This is a genomic window from Pseudomonas sp. IAC-BECa141, assembly GCF_020544405.1.
Lineage (GTDB): Bacteria > Pseudomonadota > Gammaproteobacteria > Pseudomonadales > Pseudomonadaceae > Aquipseudomonas.
The window spans coordinates 3,584,109-3,602,763 of the sequence record NZ_CP065410.1; the positions used below are offsets into that span (position 1 = coordinate 3,584,109).

Here is an 18,655-nt window from a genome sequence, read left to right on the forward strand (position 1 = left end):
CATGAGCCCGATTTCCAGCCAGACCCACGCCATTTCGATCAACCCCGCCACCGGCGAGCAGATCGGTCACTACGCCTTCGAATCCGCCGAGGCTCTCGACGCTGCGCTGACCCGCGCCGCATTCGGCTTCAACAAGTGGAAACGCAAGCCATTGCAAGACCGCTCCCGTGCCCTGACCGCGCTGGCCGGCGCTCTGCGTGACAGCAGCGAAGCCATGGCGACCATGATCACCCGGGAAATGGGCAAGCCGATCGCCCAGGCCCGTGGCGAAATCGAGAAGTGCGCCAAGCTCTGCGAGTGGTACGCCGAACACGGCCCGGCCATGCTCAACGCCGAAGCGACTCTGGTCGAAGGCGGCAAGGCGCGCATCGAATACCGTCCGCTCGGCCCGATCCTCGCCGTGATGCCGTGGAATTTCCCGATCTGGCAAGTGCTGCGCGGCGCCGTTCCGGCGCTGATCGCCGGCAATACTTACGTGCTCAAGCATGCGCCGAATGTGATGGGCAGCGCCTATCTGTTGCGCGACGCGTTCACCCGCGCCGGTTTTGCCGATGGCGTGTTTGAAGTGCTCAACGTCACTCCGCAAGGCGTGTCCACCGCCATTGCTGACCCGCGCATTGCCGCCGTAACCCTGACCGGCAGCGTTCGCGCCGGCATGGCCATCGGCGCACAGGCCGGTGCCGCGCTGAAGAAGTGCGTGCTGGAACTGGGCGGTTCCGATCCGTTTATCGTGCTCAACGACGCCGATATTGATGAAGCCGTGCAAGCGGCAGTCATCGGTCGTTACCAGAACTCCGGGCAAGTCTGCGCCGCCGCCAAACGTCTGATCATCGAAGAAGGCGTGGTTGAAGAGTTCACCCGCAAGTTCGTCGAAGCCACCCGCCAGTTGAAGATGGGCGACCCGTTGTCCGCCGACAACTACATCGGCCCGATGGCCCGTTTCGATCTGCGTGACGAACTCGATCAACAAGTACGCGCCACCCTGGAAGAAGGCGCCACCCTGCTGCTCGGCGGCGGCAAGGCCCAAGGCCCGGGCAACTATTACGAACCGACCGTGCTGGCCGACGTCACCGACCGCATGACTTCGTTCAAGCAGGAACTGTTCGGCCCGGTGGCCTCGATCATCACCGCTCGTGACTGCGCCCACGCCGTGGCCCTGGCAAACGACAGCGAGTTCGGTCTGACTGCAACGATCTACACCGCCAACGTCGCCCTGGCCCAGCAACTGACCAGCGAACTGGAAACCGGTGGTGTGTTCATCAACGGCTACTCCGCCAGCGACCCGCGCGTGACCTTCGGCGGCGTGAAGAAGAGCGGTTTCGGCCGCGAGCTGTCGCACTTCGGCGTGCGCGAGTTCTGCAATGCGCAGACGGTGTGGCTGGATCGCAAATAATCCAATAGCCCAAAAACCATGTGGGAGCGAGCTTGCTCGCGATGACACCTTCACGATCAACATTGATGTTGAATGTCAGGCAGCCATCGCGAGCAAGCTCGCTCTCACAGGTTTTGTGTCAGTCCTTGAAATCCGTGGACAGCGCCAGCTCACTCCACTCGGCCAACTCCTGCGCCACCAAACGGTTCTTCGCCTCGATCCGCGCAATCGTGTCGCTGCCCAGCGCCAGCCGCTGCGGCGGGTTCGGCGTGTTCACCAGCACCAGCATCGCTTCGGCAAACTCGCGCCCTCCCGGCCTCCACCTTTACTACCCGAGCCGACGCCACGTACCGGCGCCGCTCAAGGCGTTTATCGATTTCGCCCGCAATGCTCGCGAGGGCAAAACGAGCTGAGCCGTTCTACAAATACTTCAACCAGGCGATGTCACGGCGTCGGGCCTTCAGTGCCGAAAACCAGCGCACCGCCGGAAACAACGCGACCGCCAGCACCACCGCCGCCAGCCACACCGCTGCCACAGAGGAGAAACCAAAATACGTGCCCTGATTAAGCCCGAACAGCGCCACGCCGATCAGGTACAACACCTTCAGGGCATACAGGTGCAGCAGGTAGAAAAACATCGGCGCCGAACCGAACACCGTCAGCCAGCGAATCCAGCGTCGATCCTGCGCGCGCTCGAACACCAGCAACAGCAGCAGCCCGACGCTCACCGTCAAGGTGATGAACAACAGCGACGGCGGGTATTTGGTGATGTTGAAAAAACTCATCAGGGTTTGCAGGCTGCTGTCATTGATCGACCACGGTTTCTCGCCATAACCGTTGACCAACCGCAGAGCCACGAACCCCAGCAACCCGGCCATGCCACCGATCAGCAAACGGCGCTGGCGCAACCCTGCATCGGCTGCGCGGGCGAACCACGGCCCCAGCGCATAACCCAAACCGATCACGCCGATCCACGGTAGCAACGGATACGACGTGCGCAGACGCAAGGTTTCGCTCGCCTCGATCCAGCCCCGGTCATGCAGGATCGCCCATGGCACGTGCAGTGCCGACTCGGTTGCGAAGTGCAGTCCGTCGAGCAGGTTGTGTCCGGCGATGATCGCCAGGCTCAGCGTCAACAGCAGCCAGCGTGGCAGCCAGACCAGCAGCGACAGCGCGATCATGCTCAGGCCGATTGCCCAGATCACTTGCAGGTAGATCACGGTGGGTGGCAACTGGAACGTCCAGGCGAAATTCACCAGGGTGAATTCGAGCGCGACCAGAAACAGTCCGCGCTTGAACAGGAAGGCACTGACGTCAGCCTTGCCGTCGTACTTTTCTCCGAACAGCCATGCTGACAACCCGGTCAGCAGCACGAACACCGGCGCACACAGATGCGCCAGGGTGCGGCTGAAGAACAGCGCCGGCTCGGTGCTGGCGATGTCCATCGGGTCGGTGACCTGACGATGCAACAGAAAGGTTTCGCGCACGTGGTCCAGCAACATGAACAGAATCACCAGGCCACGCAGTGCATCAATGGACAGCAACCGGCCAGTCGCCGAGGGGCAGAACGGGGAACCGCAATCGTCATGGAGGTATCGCAATCGAATGGTTGATCGATGCGACCGCCCGAAAGCGGCCGCGCAATTTGCGTTACCTTATAACATGAAAAACCGATCCAATCGCTAGCGGTTCTCAAACAGCGATCACGCTTTACGCAAGACTTCCAGCACGACCTGCAACGGATGGCGCAGTTGTCGATCGGCCTGGCGCTTGACCTGACTGCGGCAGGAATAGCCGGTGGCCAGTGCCTCGCCCTTCTCCGCCGGGGCCTCGATCTGCTTGGCCCAGGATTGTTCGTAGATCACCGCCGACGTCTCGCGATTGCGCGCTTCATGTCCGTAAGTGCCGGACATGCCGCAGCAGCCGGTGGCCTGGGTCGCCAGCTTCAGGCCGACACGTTCGAACACCTGCTCCCATTGCCGGGTGGCGGCCGGGGCGTTGGTTTTCTCGGTGCAGTGCGCCAGCAGGCGGAAGGTGTCGGCGCGGCGCTGGTCGGTCTGCTCCGGCATGACCTTGAGCAACCACTCCTGCACCAGCGCCACCTCCGGGCATTTCTCCATCTCCGGCACTTTCAGATACTCCTGGCGATAGACCAGGGTCATGGCCGGGTCGAGTCCCACCAGCGGCACACCAACCTCGGCCAGTGCGCGCAGCTGTCCGGCATTGCGCAACGCCGCACGATTGAACGCCGAGAGGAAACCCTGCACATGCAGCGGCTTGCCGTTGGCGCTGAACGGCGCCAAGTAAACCTGATAACCCAGTCGCGAAATCAGCTCGATCAGATCCGCCAGCAATGGCGCCTCGAAGTATCGGGTGAACGCATCCTGCACCAGCACCACACTGCGCTCACGTTGCGCCTGGGTCAGCGCCGAAAGCACCTTGACCGACGCCGACTGAACCTGCCAGCGACGCATCGCCGCGTGGAAATCGAAACGGCTGAGCAACGGCACATCGACCATGCCGCCAAGACGCTCGATCAAGCGACGGCTGAACGAGGCGCCCATCAAACCGTTATAGAGAAACGGAATCCGCGCCATGTACGGAATCGTGTATTCCAGCGAAGCGATCAGATAATCCCGCGCCGGCCGCAGGTAACGGGTGTGGTACAACTCGAGGAATCGCGAACGGAAGTCCGGCACGTTGACCTTCACCGGGCACTGCCCCGCACAGGACTTGCACGCCAGGCACCCGGCCATGGCGTCGTACACCTCATGTGAGAAGTCCTTTTCCTGCGCACGGCTGTTGCGCCAACGCTGCAGCAACGTACTGAAAAACGGCGGACGACGGCTGGCATCGGCCAATACATCAACACCCGCCTCCCCCTGCAAACGCAGCCATTCACGAATCAGCGAGGCGCGACCCTTGGGCGACTGCGCGCGCTGGCGAGTGGCTTTCCACGACGGGCACATGGCATCGTCGGGATCGAAGTTGTAGCAGGCGCCGTTGCCGTTACAGTGCATCGCCGCACCGTAGTCCTGCCAGACTTTCTCGTCGATCTGTCGGTCCAGTTCGCCGCGCAGGGTCACTTCGTCGATTTTCAGCAATGCAGCGCCGGGGATATACGGCGTGGCGATCTTGCCAGGATTGAACTGGTTGAACGGATCGAACGCCGCCTTCAAGGCTTGCAGCGCAGGGTACAACTCGCCGAAGAAGGCCGGCGCGTATTCCGAGCGCAGGCCCTTGCCGTGCTCGCCCCACAACAGACCGCCGTAACGCTGGGTCAGCGCGGCGACGCCGTCCGACACCGGGCGCACCAGCGCGGCTTGTTGCGGGTCCTTCATGTCGAGAATCGGCCGCACGTGCAGCACGCCGGCATCGACGTGGCCGAACATGCCGTATTGCAGCTTATGGCTGTCGAGCAGCTCGCGCAGTTCGGCGATGTACTCGGCCAGATGCTGCGGCGGCACGGCGGTGTCTTCGACAAACGGCTGCGGCCGCGCTTCACCGGCGACGTTGCCGAGCAACCCCACCGCGCGTTTGCGCATGCCATAAACGCGGTTCACCGCCGCATGCCCGACGGCCAGCGTATGGCCCAGGCGCTCGACCGTGGCGTCGGTGCCCAAATGCTGGACGAAGGCTTCGACCCGGCCTTGCAATTCCTCGGGATCGTCGCCGCAGAACTCCACCATGTTGATCCCCAGCGTCGGCCGCTCGGCGCTTTCCGGGAAGTACTCGGCGACGCCATGCCAGACGATGTCCTGCATCGCCAGCAACAGCACTTTGGAGTCGACGGTTTCGATCGACAATGGCTTGAGCGCCATCAACGCCCGGGCATCACGCAAGGCATCCATGAAGCCGGCGTAGCGAATGTTCACCAGCATCGTGTGCCTGGGAATCGGCAACACGTTGAGCTTGGCCTCGACCACAAACCCCAGCGAACCTTCAGCGCCGCACAGCACGCTGTTGAGGTTGAAACGGTTGTCAGCCTCGCGCAGGTGCGCCAGGTCGTAACCGGTCAGGCAGCGGTTGAGATCGGGGAAGGTTTCCCGGATCAGCTCGCCCTGCTCATCGATGATCTGCCGCGCGCAGCGATACACCTCACCGGCCCGGCCCTCACGCGCGCATTCCGCTGCCAGTTCGCTTTCTTCCAACGGGCGGCCGTGCAAACGCTCGCCACCACGCAGGACCATGTGCAGTTCCAGCACGTGGTCGCGGGTCTTGCCGTAGGTGCAGCTGCCCTGGCCGCTGGCGTCGGTGTTAATCATGCCGCCGACGGTGGCGCGGTTCGACGTGGACAGTTCCGGAGCGAAAAACAGTCCGGCGGATTTCAGCGCCGCGTTTAGCTGGTCTTTCACCACGCCGGCCTGCACCCGTACCCAGCGCTGTTCAACGTTGATTTCAAGAATGCGGTTCATGTGCCGCGACAGGTCGACGACGATGCCGTCGGTCAACGACTGGCCGTTGGTGCCGGTGCCGCCACCACGAGGCGTGATCACGACTTTCTGGTAAGCCGGCTCGGCGATCAGGCGCGCGAGCAGCGCCACGTCGTCGGCGTCACGCGGGAATACCGCCGCTTGCGGCAAGCGCTGGTAGATCGAGTTGTCCGTGGCCAGCACCACGCGGCTGGCGTAATCGGCGCTGATCTCGCCACGAAAACCGCCGGTTTCAAGGGCTTTGAGAAACTGCTGGTAGTCGGTGTTCAACGCAGTGGAAGGCGACAGCTGGGCAATCATCGGGCGTGCAATCTCGGTCAAAAACGGGCCGTGTGGCGGTGAACAGTTGTGCGCAATGAATGATTGCGTCACGCTCCCGCCATCTCATAGGCCTTATGTTCATTGCAGAGCGATGCCGGGACAACCGTAAAATCGACCCGCAATCCATGACTAAAACGAATGAATCCGCGAACTCTCACTCCCTCGATGTCGTTGCTGCTGGCGTTTGAAGCCGCCGCGCGCCATGAAAGCTACACCCGCGCCGCTCACGAACTGTCGTTGACCCAAAGCGCGGTCAGCCGTCAGGTGCAGATTCTGGAAAAGATGCTCGGCATGCGCCTGTTCAGCCGCGAAGGCCGGCGGGTGATTCTCACCGACGTCGGGCGCATGTACCAACGCGAACTGTCCGAAGCCCTCGGCCAGATTCGCAGCGCGACGTTGCAGGCGATGGCGTTTGGCTCGGGCATTCACAGTTTGCGCCTGGCGACGCTGCCGACCTTCGGCTCAAAATGGCTGCTGCCACGCTTGAAGGATTTCTACACCGCGCACCCCGGCATGACGGTGCACCTGCATTCACGCATCGAAACCATCGACTTCGACACCAGCGAAATCGACGCCGCGATCTGCGTCGGCGGCGGCGACTGGCCAGGGCTGACCGCCCACCGTCTGCACACCGAAGAACTGGTGGTGATTGCCAGTGCGCAGCTGTCCGATGCCGAGCGTCGTGCGGCAGACGAAGATATTGCCGGGCAACTGCTGCTCAACGTCAGCAGTAATGCTCAGGCCTGGTCCGAGTGGTTCAGCCATCACGCCCTGCCCCATCGCAGTATGCGCATCGGTCCGAGCTTCGAGATGACCTCGCACTTGATCCAGGCTGTGCGCGCCAATATCGGGATCGGGCTGGTGCCAAGAATTCTGGTGGAGGATGAGCTGCACAGCGGTGAGCTGGTGCAACTGGGGGAGCCGATCAGCAGTCGGCGCAGCTATTACTTGGTGTACCCGGCGCGCAATGAATCGTTGGCGTCGTTGAAGGCGTTTCGCGACTGGTTGATGCGCACGCTCTGAAACAACAGAGGGCGCCGTTCGACGCCCTCTGGTTTTGCTCAATCAGAATCGCGGCTTCAGCGCTTTCCAGTCAGGTTTGTAGCGCTGCATTTGCCGTACATCATCGCGCTGGCGGATGCCGCAGGTCAGGTACTGATCATGCAGCTTGCCGAGCTGATCGTGATCCAGTTCCAGCCCGAGGCCCGGTGTACGAGTGATCTTCACGCAGCCATCGACGATCGGCAGCTTGCCGCCCTTGATCACTTCTTCATCCGGCTCCTGCCACGGGTAATGGGTGTCGCAGGCGTAGTCCAGATTCGGCACCGCGGCCGCCACATGCGCCATCGCCATCAGGCTGATGCCCAGGTGTGAGTTGGAATGCATCGACACACCGAGGCCGAAGGTGTCGCACATTTTCGCCAGGGTCTGGGTGTCGCGCAGGCCGCCCCAGTAATGGTGATCGGCGAGGACAATCTGCACGCTGTTCAACGCAACGCTGCGGCGGAATTCGTCGAAATCGGTGACCACCATGTTGGTCGCCAGCGGCAGCCCGGTGCGTTTGTGCAACTCGGCCATGCCGTCGAGGCCCGGGGTCGGGTCTTCGTAATACTGCAAATCGTCGCCCAGCAACTGCGCCATGCGGATCGAGGTTTCCAGCGACCAGTTGCCGTTGGGATCGATGCGCAACGGATAACCGGGGAAGGCCTTTTTCAACGCCTTGATGCACGCCACTTCGCGCTCCGGCGGCAGCGTGCCGGCCTTGAGCTTGATGCTCTTGAAACCGTAGGCCTCGATCATCCGCGCAGCCTGGGCGACGATCTGCTGCTCGTTCAGCGCCTCGCCCCAGTTGTCCGGCTTGTACGGCGAATCGACGTGCTGCGCATACTTGAAAAACAGGTACGCACTGAACGGCACTTCATCGCGCACCGCCCCGCCCAACAGGTCCACCAACGGCACATTCAAGTAGCGGGCCTGCAAGTCGAGGAACGCCACTTCAAACGCCGAATATGCGTTGCTCACCGCTTTACTGGCGTGGGAACCCGGCGCGAGTTCGGCACCGGCCAGACTGGCAGGCTTGTTGGCAGCAACCGTCGCCTGAACGAGCCGACGCAGCTGATTGAGATTAAAGGGATCGAGGCCGATCAACTGCGACTGCAGCTGTTGCTGGATCGCCAGCGCCGGAGCATCGCCATAGCTTTCGCCGAGGCCGATGTAGCCGTTGTCGCTCTCGATTTCGATGATCGAGCGCAGAGCGAACGGTTCGTGGATGCCACTGGCGTTGAGCAGCGGCGGATCACGGAAGGCAATGGGAGTGACGGTGACGCGAGTGATTTTCAAAATGACGCTCCTTTGAGACGGAATCAGTGGCTCGCCACCGGGTTGGCCGTCGGCGCGACGGCGTTTTCGGGTTCAGGTTTTGCCGGGGTTTTGCCCTTGGCGCCGGGTGCCATCCGGGCGAAGAAGATCACTACTGCCGCTACCAGCGAGGTCGCCGCCAGGCCATACAGGCCGCCCTCAATGGAGCCGGTGGTCTGCTCCAGAAAACCGAACGCGGTCGGCGCAACGAAGCCGCCGAGATTGCCGATGGAGTTGATCAACGCAATGACCGCCGCCGCGATGCGCGCATCCAGATAGCTTTGTGGGATCGGCCAGAACAGCGCCGAGGCTGCCTTGAAGCCGATGGCCGCGAAACAGATGGCGACGAAGGCGAAAATCGGCCCGCCCGTGGTGGACATGAACATGCCGAACGCGGCGATCACCAGGGTCAGCGCGACCCACGCCTGCTGGAATTTCCACTTGCCCGCCATTGCCGCAAAGCCGTACATCGCGACGATGGAAATGATCCACGGCACCGAGTTGAGCAGCCCGACCTGGAAGTCGCCGAGGTTGCCCATTTTCTTGATCATGCTCGGCAGCCAGAACGTGGCGCCATAGATGGTCAGGGCGATGGAGAAGTAGATGAAGCAGAACAGCGCGATCTGCCGGTCCGCCAACAGTTTGAACATCGAAGGTTTGGCGACGTGGGTTGCTTCGCGTGCACGTTGTTCTTCGGTGATCGCGGCCACCAGTGCCTCGCGCTCCTCCTCGCTCAGCCACTTGGCCTGGCGCGGATGAGATTGCAGCCAGAACCAGACAAACCCGCAGAGCACCACCGACGCAGCGCCTTCGATCAGGAACATCCACTGCCAGCCGTGCAGGCCCAGACCGCTGATGTGCAAAAGAGCACCGGACACCGGGCCGGAAATCACCGAGGCAATCGCCGATCCGCTGAGAAACACCGCCATGGTCTTGCCGCGCTCCGAGGCCGGTAGCCATTGGGTGAAGTAATAAATGATCCCAGGGAAGAACCCGGCCTCGGCAGCGCCCAATATGAAGCGCAACACATAGAAACTGGTTTCACCCTTGACGAACGCCATGGCCATCGCCGCCGCGCCCCAGGTGAACATGATCCGCGTCAGCCAGGCGCGGGCGCCGTAGCGTTGCAGAAGCATATTGGACGGCACTTCAAACAAGGCGTAACCGATAAAAAACAGACCGGCGCCGAGGCCGTATGCAGCAGCGCCGATCCCCAGATCGGTTTCCAGATGACTGCGCACGAAACCGATGTTGACCCGGTCGATGTAGTTGACGATGAACATCACCACGAACAGCGGCAGCACATGACGCTTGACCTTGGCGGCGGCGCGGGCGAGTACCGTGATGTCCGGTGAACTCTGGAGGGTATTCAAGGGGCGACTCCCGATCTTTGTTTTTGTTGGGATAGCGGCGGCCTTTGAGGCGTAGAGCGATCATGGACGGAGCCATTGATCCCGTCTAATCTAACTTTGCATTCGATTGATACCCGGATTAGATCAATGTTCGAACTGACCCAGCTGCGCTGCTTCACTACCGTCGCCACCGAACTGAATTTCCGCCGTGCCGCCGAACGGCTGAACATGACCCAACCGCCATTGAGCCGGCAGATCCAGTTGCTGGAGCATCACCTGGGTGTCGAACTGTTTACCCGCAGTACACGCAGCGTGGCGCTCACCGCTGCCGGCCGCGCATTTTTCATCGAGGCGCAGAATCTGCTGGAGCGCGCGCAACAGGCTGCGGTCACTGCCCGGCGTTTTGCCGAGGGTGATATCGGTTCGGTGAACATCAGTTTTGTCGGCAGCGCGGTGTATGAGTTCTTGCCCAAGGTCATCGCCGAGGCGCGCCTCAAGCAGCCGCAGGTGAAGATCGACCTGACCGAAATGAACACCTACCAGCAACACGAAGCCCTGCGCGCCCGACGCATCGATCTGGGCATCGTCCGCGCGCCGTTGCTGGAGCCCGGTTACGCCACTGAGTGCCTGGTGCGAGAGCCGTTTGTGCTGGCGGTGCCGAGTGGTCATCGACTGGCGAACGCCGACGATGTGTCAGTGAAGGACCTGGATGGGCAGCCGTTCCTGATGTATTCCCACGCAGCCTATCCGCCGTTCAACGAATTGCTGACCGGCATGCTGCGCTCGGCCCGGGTTGCTCCGGATTACGTGCAGTGGCTGGGCTCTTCCTTGACGATTCTGGCGCTGGTCAATGCGGGCATGGGGCTGGCACTGGTGCCGCGTTGCGCGACCAGTGTGGTGTTCAGGAATGTGGTGTTTCGCGAGATCGACCTGGGCGAAGGGGTACAGAGCGAACTGCATCTGATCTGGCGGGAGAACAACGACAACCCGGCGTTTGCGATGTTGCTGGAAGGCATTCGCCGGGCGGTGAAGGATGGATGGGGTTAGGAATGGTTATGCATTGACGGGGGATATTTCAGCGGTGGCGGTGCCTTTGGCCCCTTGATCAATGGTTTTTCCAACTGTTTCCCATCTGGCCCGTAGAACAGGCGCGCGACGTGCGGCGGCATAGGTTGTGGCGCTCTGGCGGTCATGATGAACCCTCTGACATCGGGCTGAATTCAACCCATTTAACCTTCGTGGAATCTATCAGCAAAAATTCGGCACCAAAAGGCACGTCTGTTCCATCGCTGTTGAGCCAACACGGTGATTGCAAAAGGAACTGCCCGGTGGATGACTCGGGCGGCCACTCCACCGGCCAGCCTAGAACGCGCCTTTCATCATCCAAATGCAGGGTGATAACGCGATCATATTTCGCAAATGCGCTGAACCATTGACTGGGGTAGGAAGATTGTTTCGTGACGTTTCTGCTGCTCAACCAACGATGCAACTTGCCATTGGCTGACAGGCAACAGGCCAACAACCCGAGTACCAGCGAAGCAAAAAATGCCCACGACGCTTCAGCTTTTGCATCCCATTTTCCTACAGAAAACCCCTTCTCCCCCACCCACACACAAACCGCCCCAACCCCCAGCACCATCCCGTGAATCACAAACGTGAAAATCAGCGCCTGCACAATCTGCCCGAACGTATCCGGCCGCTTGAACGCCGTCAGGGTGTAGAAAATCCAGGCCGAGACGAACCCCGGGATCAGGTACTGCAACAGCGGAATCACTTCTTTCACCAGATCATCCATGATCGGTCGCTCCTTGAATCAGAAAAACAATCTTCCAGAAACAGCAATGCCGGCCCATAACGGGCCGGCATTCAAAGCCTAGTGCACGCAGGAAAGACGCTTGCGATCAAGTGTCACTGCGCATTACGCGTCCTGCAGAATCAGATCCGCGCCCTTCTCCGCCACCATCAGCACCGCCGCATGGGTGTTGCCCGACGTCACGTTCGGGAAGATCGACGCATCGACAATCCGCAATCCGTCGAGGCCATGCACCTTGAGGCGCTTGTCGACTACCGAAGTCTGCTCGTCCGCCCCCATCGCGCAGGAGCCGCACAGGTGATAGATCGAGCCGCAATTGTCGCGGAAGTACTGGAGCATCTGCTCGTCGCTTTCCACTGCCGGTCCCGGCAGAACTTCATCGACCGTGATGCCCTGCAATGAAGGCGCGCCCATGATCTTGCGCATCAGGCGACTGCCCTGGATCACCTCGTCGATGTCCTTTTGCGTGCTCAGATAGTTCGGGTCGATCAACGCCGCATCGCGCGGATTTTTCGAGGCAATCGTGATCTGACCGCGACTGGTCGGGCGGCACGGGTTGAAGCACAGCAGGAAACCTGAATACGGCTCGGGCTTGAGGCTGGCCTTGTTGTTCTTCGGAATCTGGTACGACAGCGGGTTGAAATACAGCTGCAGGTTCGGATGGCTCTGTTCCGAATTGCCACGGAAGAATCCACCGGCCTGATTGACGCTCATCGCCAGCGCGCCCTTGCGGGTCAACAGGTATTTCACGCCGAGTTTGAACTGGCCGAACAGCGAGCTGAGTTCATCGTTCAGAGTCGGGACGTTGGCCTTGTAGTAGTAGCTGACGCACAGGTGATCCTGCAGGTTATGCCCCACTGCCGGCAGGTGTTTGACCAGCGGAATCTGATGTTTGGCCAGTAGGATGCGATCGGCCACGCCGGACAGTTGCAGGATCTTCGGTGTGTCGACCGCACCGGCACACAGGATCACTTCCTTGCGCGCCGTGAACGTTCGCCTCACACCATGCTGAGTGATGGAAATACCGGTGGCGCGCCGTTGGCTCTCATCAAACAGCACTCGATCAACCAGCGCGTAATGCTCGACCGTCAGGTTCTGCCGGCTCAGTGCCGGGTGCAAATGGGCGAAGCTGCTGGAGCTGCGCTGACCATTGCGGGTGTTGACGTCGTAGATGCCCGCGCCTTCGAATTTCGGCCCATTGAAATCGTCACTGCGCGGGTAACCGAGTTCGTCGCAGCCCTTGAGGAACACGTCGCAGATCGGGTGGGTCTGGCCGGTCATCGGGGTGATGCTGATCGGGCCGCTGCCGCCGTGGTATTCGCTGTCGCCCAGCGGATGGTTTTCCAGTTTGCGGAAGTACGGCAGCACATCCTTGAAGGCCCAGCCGTCGTTGCCGTTGGCCGCCCAGTCGTTGAAGTCATGGGCCTGGCCACGCACGTAGATCATTGCGTTGATCGAGCCCGAACCGCCCTGGACCTTGCCACGCGGGGCGTAGATTTCGCGATTGCCCAACTGTTTTTGCGGCTGGCTGTAATACATCCAGTTGAAGGTCGGGTTGTAATACATTTTGGCGAAGCCGACCGGGATCCTGAACCACAGGGAACTGTCCTTGCCGCCCGCCTCCAGCAGCAGCACCGTGTATTGGCCCGAGGCCGAAAGCCGGTTGGCCAGCACGCAGCCAGCGGCGCCTGCGCCAGCGATGATGTAGTCGTATGTCATGCACGGTTACCGCGTAAGTCGTTGTACAAAGAATGCCTGTCAGCCAGGCACTATCCTTGTGGGAGCGAGCTTGCTCGCGATTGCGGTGCCGCATTCAACATTGATGCTGACTGAACTGACGCTATCGCGAGCAAGCTCGCTCCCACAGGTCTTGCGGTTGGGTTAGAAACCTCGTCAGCCCTTGGCCGGCGATGTGTCTTTGACGTCGGCCGGGATCGAGGCCATTTGCAGGTGCAGGCGCTCACCGGTGTACGGCGAATGCTTGCGCACCACGTCCATGTTCAGCTCCACGCCCAGGCCCGGCTCGGTGGACGGGATGATGTAACCGTCCTCCCACTGCAACGGCTTTTTCAGGACCTCGGCGTGGAAGCCGCCCCAGGTCTCGATGCTTTCCTGGATCAGGAAGTTCGGCGTGCAGGCCGCGAGCTGGAAACTCGCTGCCGCACCAATCGGCCCGTTGTAAAGATGCGGGGCGATTTGCGCGTAATAGGCCTCGGCCATGCTGGCAATCTTCTTGCCTTCGAGCAGGCCGCCGCAGCGCGCCACGTTCATCTGCAGAATCGACGCACCGCCGGCCTGCAACAGCTTGAAAAATTCGTACTTGGTGGTCAGGCGCTCGCCAGTGGCGATCGGAATGCTGGTCTTGGCCGCGACCTGCGCCATGGCTTCTTCCTGTCCTGGCGGCACCGGTTCTTCGAACCACAGCGGATCGTATTTCTCCAGGCGCCTGGCCAGGCGAATTGCCGAGGACGGCACCATTTGCCCGTGGGTACCGAACAGCAGATCGCACTTGTTGCCCACCGCTTCGCGGATCTTGCGGCAGAAGGTTTCACAGCGCTCCAGCACTTCCAGCGAAATCTGATGCCCGGAGTACGCGGTGTACGGCCCGGCCGGATCGAACTTCACAGCGGTGAAGCCTTTGTTCATGTTGTCGATGGCGCATTCGGCGGCCAGGTCCGGGTCGTCGTAGTCGTACTCGCCACGGCTATTGACCGGGTACAAGTAGGTGTAGGAACGCAGGCGCTCGTGAACCTTGCCGCCGAGCAGCTCGTAGACCGGTTTGCTCGCAGCCTTGCCGATGATGTCCCAGCAGGCCATTTCCAGACCGCTGACCACGCCCATCATGGTCAGGTCGGGACGCTGGGTGAAACCGCTCGAATAGGCCTGACGAAAGAAGCGTTCGATGTGGTGCGGATCCTGATTCAGCAAGTAGCGCTCGAACACGTCTTCGATGATCGGCAGCATGGCTTTGGGGCCGAAGGTCGCGGCGTAGATTTCGCCGACACCTTCGATGCCGCAGTCTGTCTTGAGCTTGACGAACAGCCAGTACATGCCGCCGATGTGCGGTGGCGGTACGGCGACGATATGGGTTTCAAGGGCGACGATTTTCATCTCAGGCACCTGTCTTTTTCAGAGATTTGCGATTGATTCGGGCACGCAGGGTCACGGCAGCCAGGGTGCCGATCAGACCGATAGCGGCGATGTAGCCGAAATAGAGCTTGTAGCCGAGGGCGCCGGGGAAATGCTCAGTGAGGTAGCCGTTGATCAACGGGATGAACGCATCCGGCATGTAACCGACCACCGAGACGATGCCGATGGCCAGTCCGGTGATGCGCAGCGGAATGTTGCAGCTGTCGAGGATCGCCCAGTACAGACCGCGAATCGCGTAGGTCATCAGGCCGATGAAAATCACTGTCGCGATCAGCAGTCCGATGCTGTTGAGCGCCGGGAACACGATCAGCCCGACGATTGCCAGACTCGCCAGCAACAGCGCGGCGATCAGCACCGAGATGTTCGAAAACTTGTCCCCCAGCCAGCCGCCGCCGATGCCGCCGATCGGACGCATCCACAGTTTGATGGTGGTGATGGTGCCGGCCATGACGGCGGTCAGGCCGCTGCCTTGCAGGTAGTCCGAGAAGCTGTAGGTGGCCCAGAAGATGTGATAACCGCAAAACACGATCGCGGTAACCAGCCACAGTTCAGGAATCTTCACCAACGTCGCCAGGTCCGTGAACAGGTTGAACTTGCCCTTCTCCACCGGCGGCGTGTCCTCCATCGATTTCGGATCCTTGATCAGCACCAGCACACAGCCGATGGCGATACAGGTGAAGGCGTAGAGATAAACCACGTGTTTGAAACCTTCGGCAGTGGACTCGCCACGGGTTTCGGTGGCGTAGGCGAACAGCCCGAGCGCAACCGTTGCCAGCAGCGCTTCGACCAGTCCGCGCCCCCCATCGAGGATGCCGAAAAAACGTCCCTGTTCGGTGTGATGGGCAATCATCTTCACGCGCTTGAGCACCGAGGCCCAGAACGTCAGGCCGGTGGTCAGTCCCCAGCAGCCGAAGATGATCATCAGCCCGGTCATCGACGGCGTCGTCGAATACCACAGACCCAGCGCGCCAGTGGCCACCAGCGAAAAGAAAATCAGGAAACGCGGCGCGATACGGTCGGCCAGCCAGCCGCTCGGCAAGTAGCTGAGCAGGAAAATCGTCCCAAGCATCGAGTACAGATAGCCCAGCTCGCTGTGGCTGATCTGGAACACCTCGAGCATGGTCGTCTGATAGACCTGGCGCAGGTACAGGATCGGGTAGATCGCACCGGCGGCGAGCACCAGCAACATCAGCTGGAAATAGCGACTTCCCTTGTCGCTGCGGCTTTTCGAAGCCGAGTTGGAACCCTGAACAGCGGCAGCAGTGGATGCATGCTTGGACATTGAAGTGACCTCGGGCGACCCATGCTCCGGGCGCCCCTGATAATTGTTTTTATAGGTGTCGCGTGAGGCGTGCTGCGGTGGATCAGTACTTCATGACCACAAGGCGGGTCTGGGTGAATTCGAGCATGCCGTGCTTGCCGTCATCACCGCCCAGGCCCGAGCGTTTCCAGCCGGCGTGGTAGCCCTGATACGGATCGGCCGGGGTACGGTTGACGTACAACTCGCCGGCTTCGATGGCGTTGGCGACTTTCTGCGCGGTGCGGTAGTTCTCGGTGTAGAGCACCGACGACAGGCCGAACTGGTGATCGTTGGCCATGGCCAGCGCTTCGTCGATGTCGCGGTACTTGAGTACCGGCAGCACCGGGCCGAAGATTTCTTCCTGGACGATTTCCATGTCCTGACGGCAACCACTAAGCAACGTTGGCGGGTAGAAATGCCCCGGACCTTCGGGCAACACACCGCCGCTTTCGAGGATGGCGCCGTCCGCAATCGCGCGTTCGACCATGGCGTGAATGTTCTTCTGCGAACTGGCGTTGACCAGCGGGCCCATCAGGCTCGCATCTGTGGCGCGGTCACCGAACTTCACCGCGGCGATCTTCGCTTTGAGCAATGCGAGGAAACGCTCGTAGACGCTTTCCTGCACGTAGACCCGCTCCACTGCCGTGCACAACTGGCCGCAGTGAGTGGTCTTGGAGGCGATGATTGCGCTCGCGGCGGTTTCGAGATCAGCGTCGGCTTCGATGATTGCCGGGGTCTTGCCGCCCAGTTCCAGCGACGGCTTGGCGATGTTGGCCTTGCAGTAGTCGAGAACGATGCGCCCGGCGTTGACGCTGCCGGTCAGGGTAATCAGGCCTACGGCTTTATGCGCGCAAACGGCTGCAGCGGTGGCGTGATCCATGGTCAGGATATTGATTACGCCGTCTGGCATGCCCGATTGCTCCACGGCTTTGGCGATTTCGAACGCCGACGTCGGGGTGTTGTTGCTCGGACGCACCACCACGGTATTGCCGGCAATCAGCGCCGGAGCGACTTTGCGCAACAGGGTGTAGACCGGGTAGTTGAACGGAATCAGGCACGCGACGACGCCAATCGGCTCGCGGTGCAGGAACAGGTTTTCTTCAGGGCTGTCGCTGGGAATGATCTCGCCTTCGATGCGGCGCGCCCACTCGGCGTGGTAGCGGGTGATCTGCGCGGCATAACGGGCTTCGGTGCTGGCGTCGCTCAGGCTCTTGCCGGACTCGGCGGCCAGTGCGGTGCCGATGGCTTCGGCGCGGTCCTCAAGGGCAGCCGCGAACGCTCGCAGGTGCTCGGCGCGCTCGATGCTGGTGAGTTTGCCCCAGGTCTTTTGCGCCTTGGCGGCAGCGTCGACTGCCGCCAAGGCTTCTTCGGCAGTGGCGGCTGACACCTGGCCGATCAACGCTTCGGTGGCCGGATTGTAGACCGCAATCAGCGCCGCGCTGGCCGGCTCGATGAAGTGGCCGTTAACAAAATTTCGCTCGACTCGCATGTGCATCGCCCATCGTTTGTTTTTATCGATGCCACCAGTCTTGTCATCGACAGCGGGTTCAACAAACGATTTATCCGGCGATCAAACATTCGAAAAAGGCACGTTACTCAGGAAATCGCCTTCGAAGGCTCAAGTTGGCGCTGCGCCAGCCAGATCTCTTCCTGCAACCACTGACTGAACGCCTGCAATTGCGGCATCTGCGTCTGTTCCGGACGGGTCACCAGCCAGTAGGACTGGTGACCCTCGACATGGACGTTATGCACTTGGGTCAACTGTCCACTGGCCAGCTCCGAGGCGACCATGTGCCAGTCGGCTATGGTGATCCCCAAGCCATCGACTGCCGCTTGAATCGCCAGATCCAGCAGGTCGAATTCATAACCGCCCTGGGTATCGACGCCGCTGATGCGCGCCGCGTCGAGCCAATGCTTCCAGGTCAGGTAGCGCTGATCCTCCCGGGCCAGCACATGCAGCAGGGTCAGGCGATTGAGGTCGATGCCCTGCTCGCCGCCCTCCCGCGCATACAGGGTCGGCGCGCACACGGCGATGTGCCGTTCCTGAATCAGCAGTGAACTGTCGAGCCCATCCCACTCGCCATCGCCAAAACGGATCGCGCAATCGAGGGTGCTGGTTTCCGCCAGACTGTCCTGTAAACGGGTGGTGATGCTCAGTTCCAGTTCCGGATGCTGCTCGCGCAGGCGCCCGAGGCGCGGCATCAGCCAGCGGCTGGTGAACGTTGGTGGCGCGTTGATGTGCAGGCGGTTGGCATGGGTTTTCTGCTGGATGCTGCGCACGGTCAGCTCGATCTTGTCGAACGACTGATGCAGCGCCCGCAGCAGAATCTTGCCGGCACCGGTCAGTTCGAGATGGTGATGGCGGCGTTCAAGCAGACTCTCGCCGAGCTGTTCTTCCAGCTGCCGCACCTGACGGCTGACCGCGCTCTGGGTGACATTGAGCAACTCGGCAGCGCGGGTAAAGCTGCCGGTGCTGCCGGCCACTTCGAATGCTTTGAGCGCATTCAGGCCGGGCATTTTGCGTTTCATACAAGGCACTCGAAAACCACTGACAAG

Annotated in this window: 13 protein-coding genes and 2 pseudogenes; 4 read left to right on the forward strand and 11 right to left on the reverse strand. The window is 61.1% G+C overall.

All coding sequences use genetic code 11. From position 1 onward, the window contains the following. The first annotated feature begins 1 nt into the window (after position 1). Positions 2-1,393 carry an aldehyde dehydrogenase family protein gene (locus I5961_RS16170; RefSeq protein ID WP_085698278.1) on the forward strand — a complete coding sequence of 464 codons (1,392 nt, stop codon included), beginning with the start codon at positions 2-4 and terminating at the stop codon, positions 1,391-1,393. Positions 1,394-1,511: 118 nt separating this feature from the next. Here I5961_RS16170 and I5961_RS16175 read toward each other — a convergent pair. After that, a pseudogene (locus I5961_RS16175) lies at positions 1,512-1,676 on the reverse strand (short-chain dehydrogenase/reductase); the annotation flags it as partial. Between the two features lie 7 nt (positions 1,677-1,683). On the opposite strand from I5961_RS16175, the pseudogene I5961_RS16180 reads away from it, so the two are divergent. Beyond that, a pseudogene (locus I5961_RS16180) lies at positions 1,684-1,785 on the forward strand (LysR family transcriptional regulator); the annotation flags it as partial. A 6-nt stretch (positions 1,786-1,791) separates the two neighbouring features. Here the strand turns inward: I5961_RS16180 and I5961_RS16185 are convergent. Both I5961_RS16185 and I5961_RS16190 read right to left on the reverse strand, forming a co-directional pair. Beyond that, a complete protein-coding gene (locus I5961_RS16185; RefSeq protein ID WP_227232831.1) occupies positions 1,792-2,973 on the reverse strand; it encodes a DUF1624 domain-containing protein in 1,182 nt (393 codons plus the stop codon). Between the two features lie 102 nt (positions 2,974-3,075). Beyond that, entirely contained in the window at positions 3,076-6,105 is a 3,030-nt protein-coding gene (locus I5961_RS16190) for an FAD-binding and (Fe-S)-binding domain-containing protein (protein ID WP_227235610.1), read from the reverse strand. A gap of 159 nt (positions 6,106-6,264) precedes the next feature. On the opposite strand from I5961_RS16190, the gene I5961_RS16195 reads away from it, so the two are divergent. Beyond that, positions 6,265-7,149: a LysR substrate-binding domain-containing protein gene (locus I5961_RS16195; RefSeq protein WP_227232832.1), complete on the forward strand. Its 885-nt coding sequence runs from the start codon at positions 6,265-6,267 to the stop codon at positions 7,147-7,149. A 42-nt stretch (positions 7,150-7,191) separates the two neighbouring features. Here the strand turns inward: I5961_RS16195 and I5961_RS16200 are convergent, their stop codons facing one another. Both I5961_RS16200 and I5961_RS16205 read right to left on the reverse strand, forming a co-directional pair. Further along, a complete protein-coding gene (locus tag I5961_RS16200) occupies positions 7,192-8,466 on the reverse strand; it encodes a glucarate dehydratase family protein (protein WP_227232833.1) in 1,275 nt (424 codons plus the stop codon). 23 nt (positions 8,467-8,489) lie between these two features. After that, positions 8,490-9,857 carry an MFS transporter gene (locus tag I5961_RS16205; RefSeq protein WP_227232834.1) on the reverse strand — a complete coding sequence of 456 codons (1,368 nt, stop codon included), beginning with the start codon at positions 9,855-9,857 and terminating at the stop codon, positions 8,490-8,492. Between the two features lie 126 nt (positions 9,858-9,983). On the opposite strand from I5961_RS16205, the gene I5961_RS16210 reads away from it, so the two are divergent. Further along, positions 9,984-10,883: a LysR substrate-binding domain-containing protein gene (locus I5961_RS16210; RefSeq protein WP_085698272.1), complete on the forward strand. Its 900-nt coding sequence runs from the start codon at positions 9,984-9,986 to the stop codon at positions 10,881-10,883. A gap of 142 nt (positions 10,884-11,025) precedes the next feature. Here I5961_RS16210 and I5961_RS16215 read toward each other — a convergent pair whose 3' ends face one another. The 6 genes from I5961_RS16215 to I5961_RS16240 all read right to left on the reverse strand — a co-directional run bounded on the left by I5961_RS16215 (position 11,026) and on the right by I5961_RS16240 (position 18,628). Further along, a complete protein-coding gene (locus I5961_RS16215) occupies positions 11,026-11,631 on the reverse strand; it encodes a DUF6338 family protein (protein WP_007950481.1) in 606 nt (201 codons plus the stop codon). A 123-nt stretch (positions 11,632-11,754) separates the two neighbouring features. After that, a complete protein-coding gene (locus I5961_RS16220; RefSeq protein WP_227232835.1) occupies positions 11,755-13,368 on the reverse strand; it encodes a GMC family oxidoreductase in 1,614 nt (537 codons plus the stop codon). Positions 13,369-13,542: 174 nt separating this feature from the next. Beyond that, entirely contained in the window at positions 13,543-14,760 is a 1,218-nt protein-coding gene (locus I5961_RS16225) for a mandelate racemase/muconate lactonizing enzyme family protein (protein WP_085698269.1), read from the reverse strand. A gap of 1 nt (position 14,761) precedes the next feature. Further along, positions 14,762-16,081, reverse strand: coding sequence for an MFS transporter (locus I5961_RS16230; protein WP_227232836.1), 1,320 nt, complete (start codon positions 16,079-16,081; stop codon positions 14,762-14,764). Positions 16,082-16,163: 82 nt separating this feature from the next. Beyond that, on the reverse strand, positions 16,164-17,588 hold the full coding sequence (aldA, locus tag I5961_RS16235; protein WP_227235611.1) for an aldehyde dehydrogenase: 1,425 nt from the start codon (positions 17,586-17,588) through the stop codon (positions 16,164-16,166). A gap of 107 nt (positions 17,589-17,695) precedes the next feature. Beyond that, a complete protein-coding gene (locus I5961_RS16240; RefSeq protein ID WP_085698267.1) occupies positions 17,696-18,628 on the reverse strand; it encodes a LysR substrate-binding domain-containing protein in 933 nt (310 codons plus the stop codon). Between the last annotated feature and the right edge of the window lie 27 nt (positions 18,629-18,655).

Bases quoted from the DNA above. Each gene is read 5' to 3' on its own strand.
- I5961_RS16170 (WP_085698278.1), top strand. From the start codon at position 2: ATGAGCCCGATTTCCAGCCAGACCCACGCCATTTCGATCAACCCCGCC.
- I5961_RS16190 (WP_227235610.1), bottom strand. From the start codon at position 6,105: ATGATTGCCCAGCTGTCGCCTTCCACTGCGTTGAACACCGACTACCAG.
- I5961_RS16195 (WP_227232832.1), top strand. From the start codon at position 6,265: ATGAATCCGCGAACTCTCACTCCCTCGATGTCGTTGCTGCTGGCGTTT.
- I5961_RS16210 (WP_085698272.1), top strand. From the start codon at position 9,984: ATGTTCGAACTGACCCAGCTGCGCTGCTTCACTACCGTCGCCACCGAA.
- I5961_RS16215 (WP_007950481.1), bottom strand. From the start codon at position 11,631: ATGGATGATCTGGTGAAAGAAGTGATTCCGCTGTTGCAGTACCTGATC.
- I5961_RS16220 (WP_227232835.1), bottom strand. From the start codon at position 13,368: ATGACATACGACTACATCATCGCTGGCGCAGGCGCCGCTGGCTGCGTG.
- I5961_RS16225 (WP_085698269.1), bottom strand. From the start codon at position 14,760: ATGAAAATCGTCGCCCTTGAAACCCATATCGTCGCCGTACCGCCACCG.
- I5961_RS16230 (WP_227232836.1), bottom strand. From the start codon at position 16,081: ATGTCCAAGCATGCATCCACTGCTGCCGCTGTTCAGGGTTCCAACTCG.
- aldA (WP_227235611.1), bottom strand. From the start codon at position 17,588: ATGCGAGTCGAGCGAAATTTTGTTAACGGCCACTTCATCGAGCCGGCC.
- I5961_RS16240 (WP_085698267.1), bottom strand. From the start codon at position 18,628: ATGAAACGCAAAATGCCCGGCCTGAATGCGCTCAAAGCATTCGAAGTG.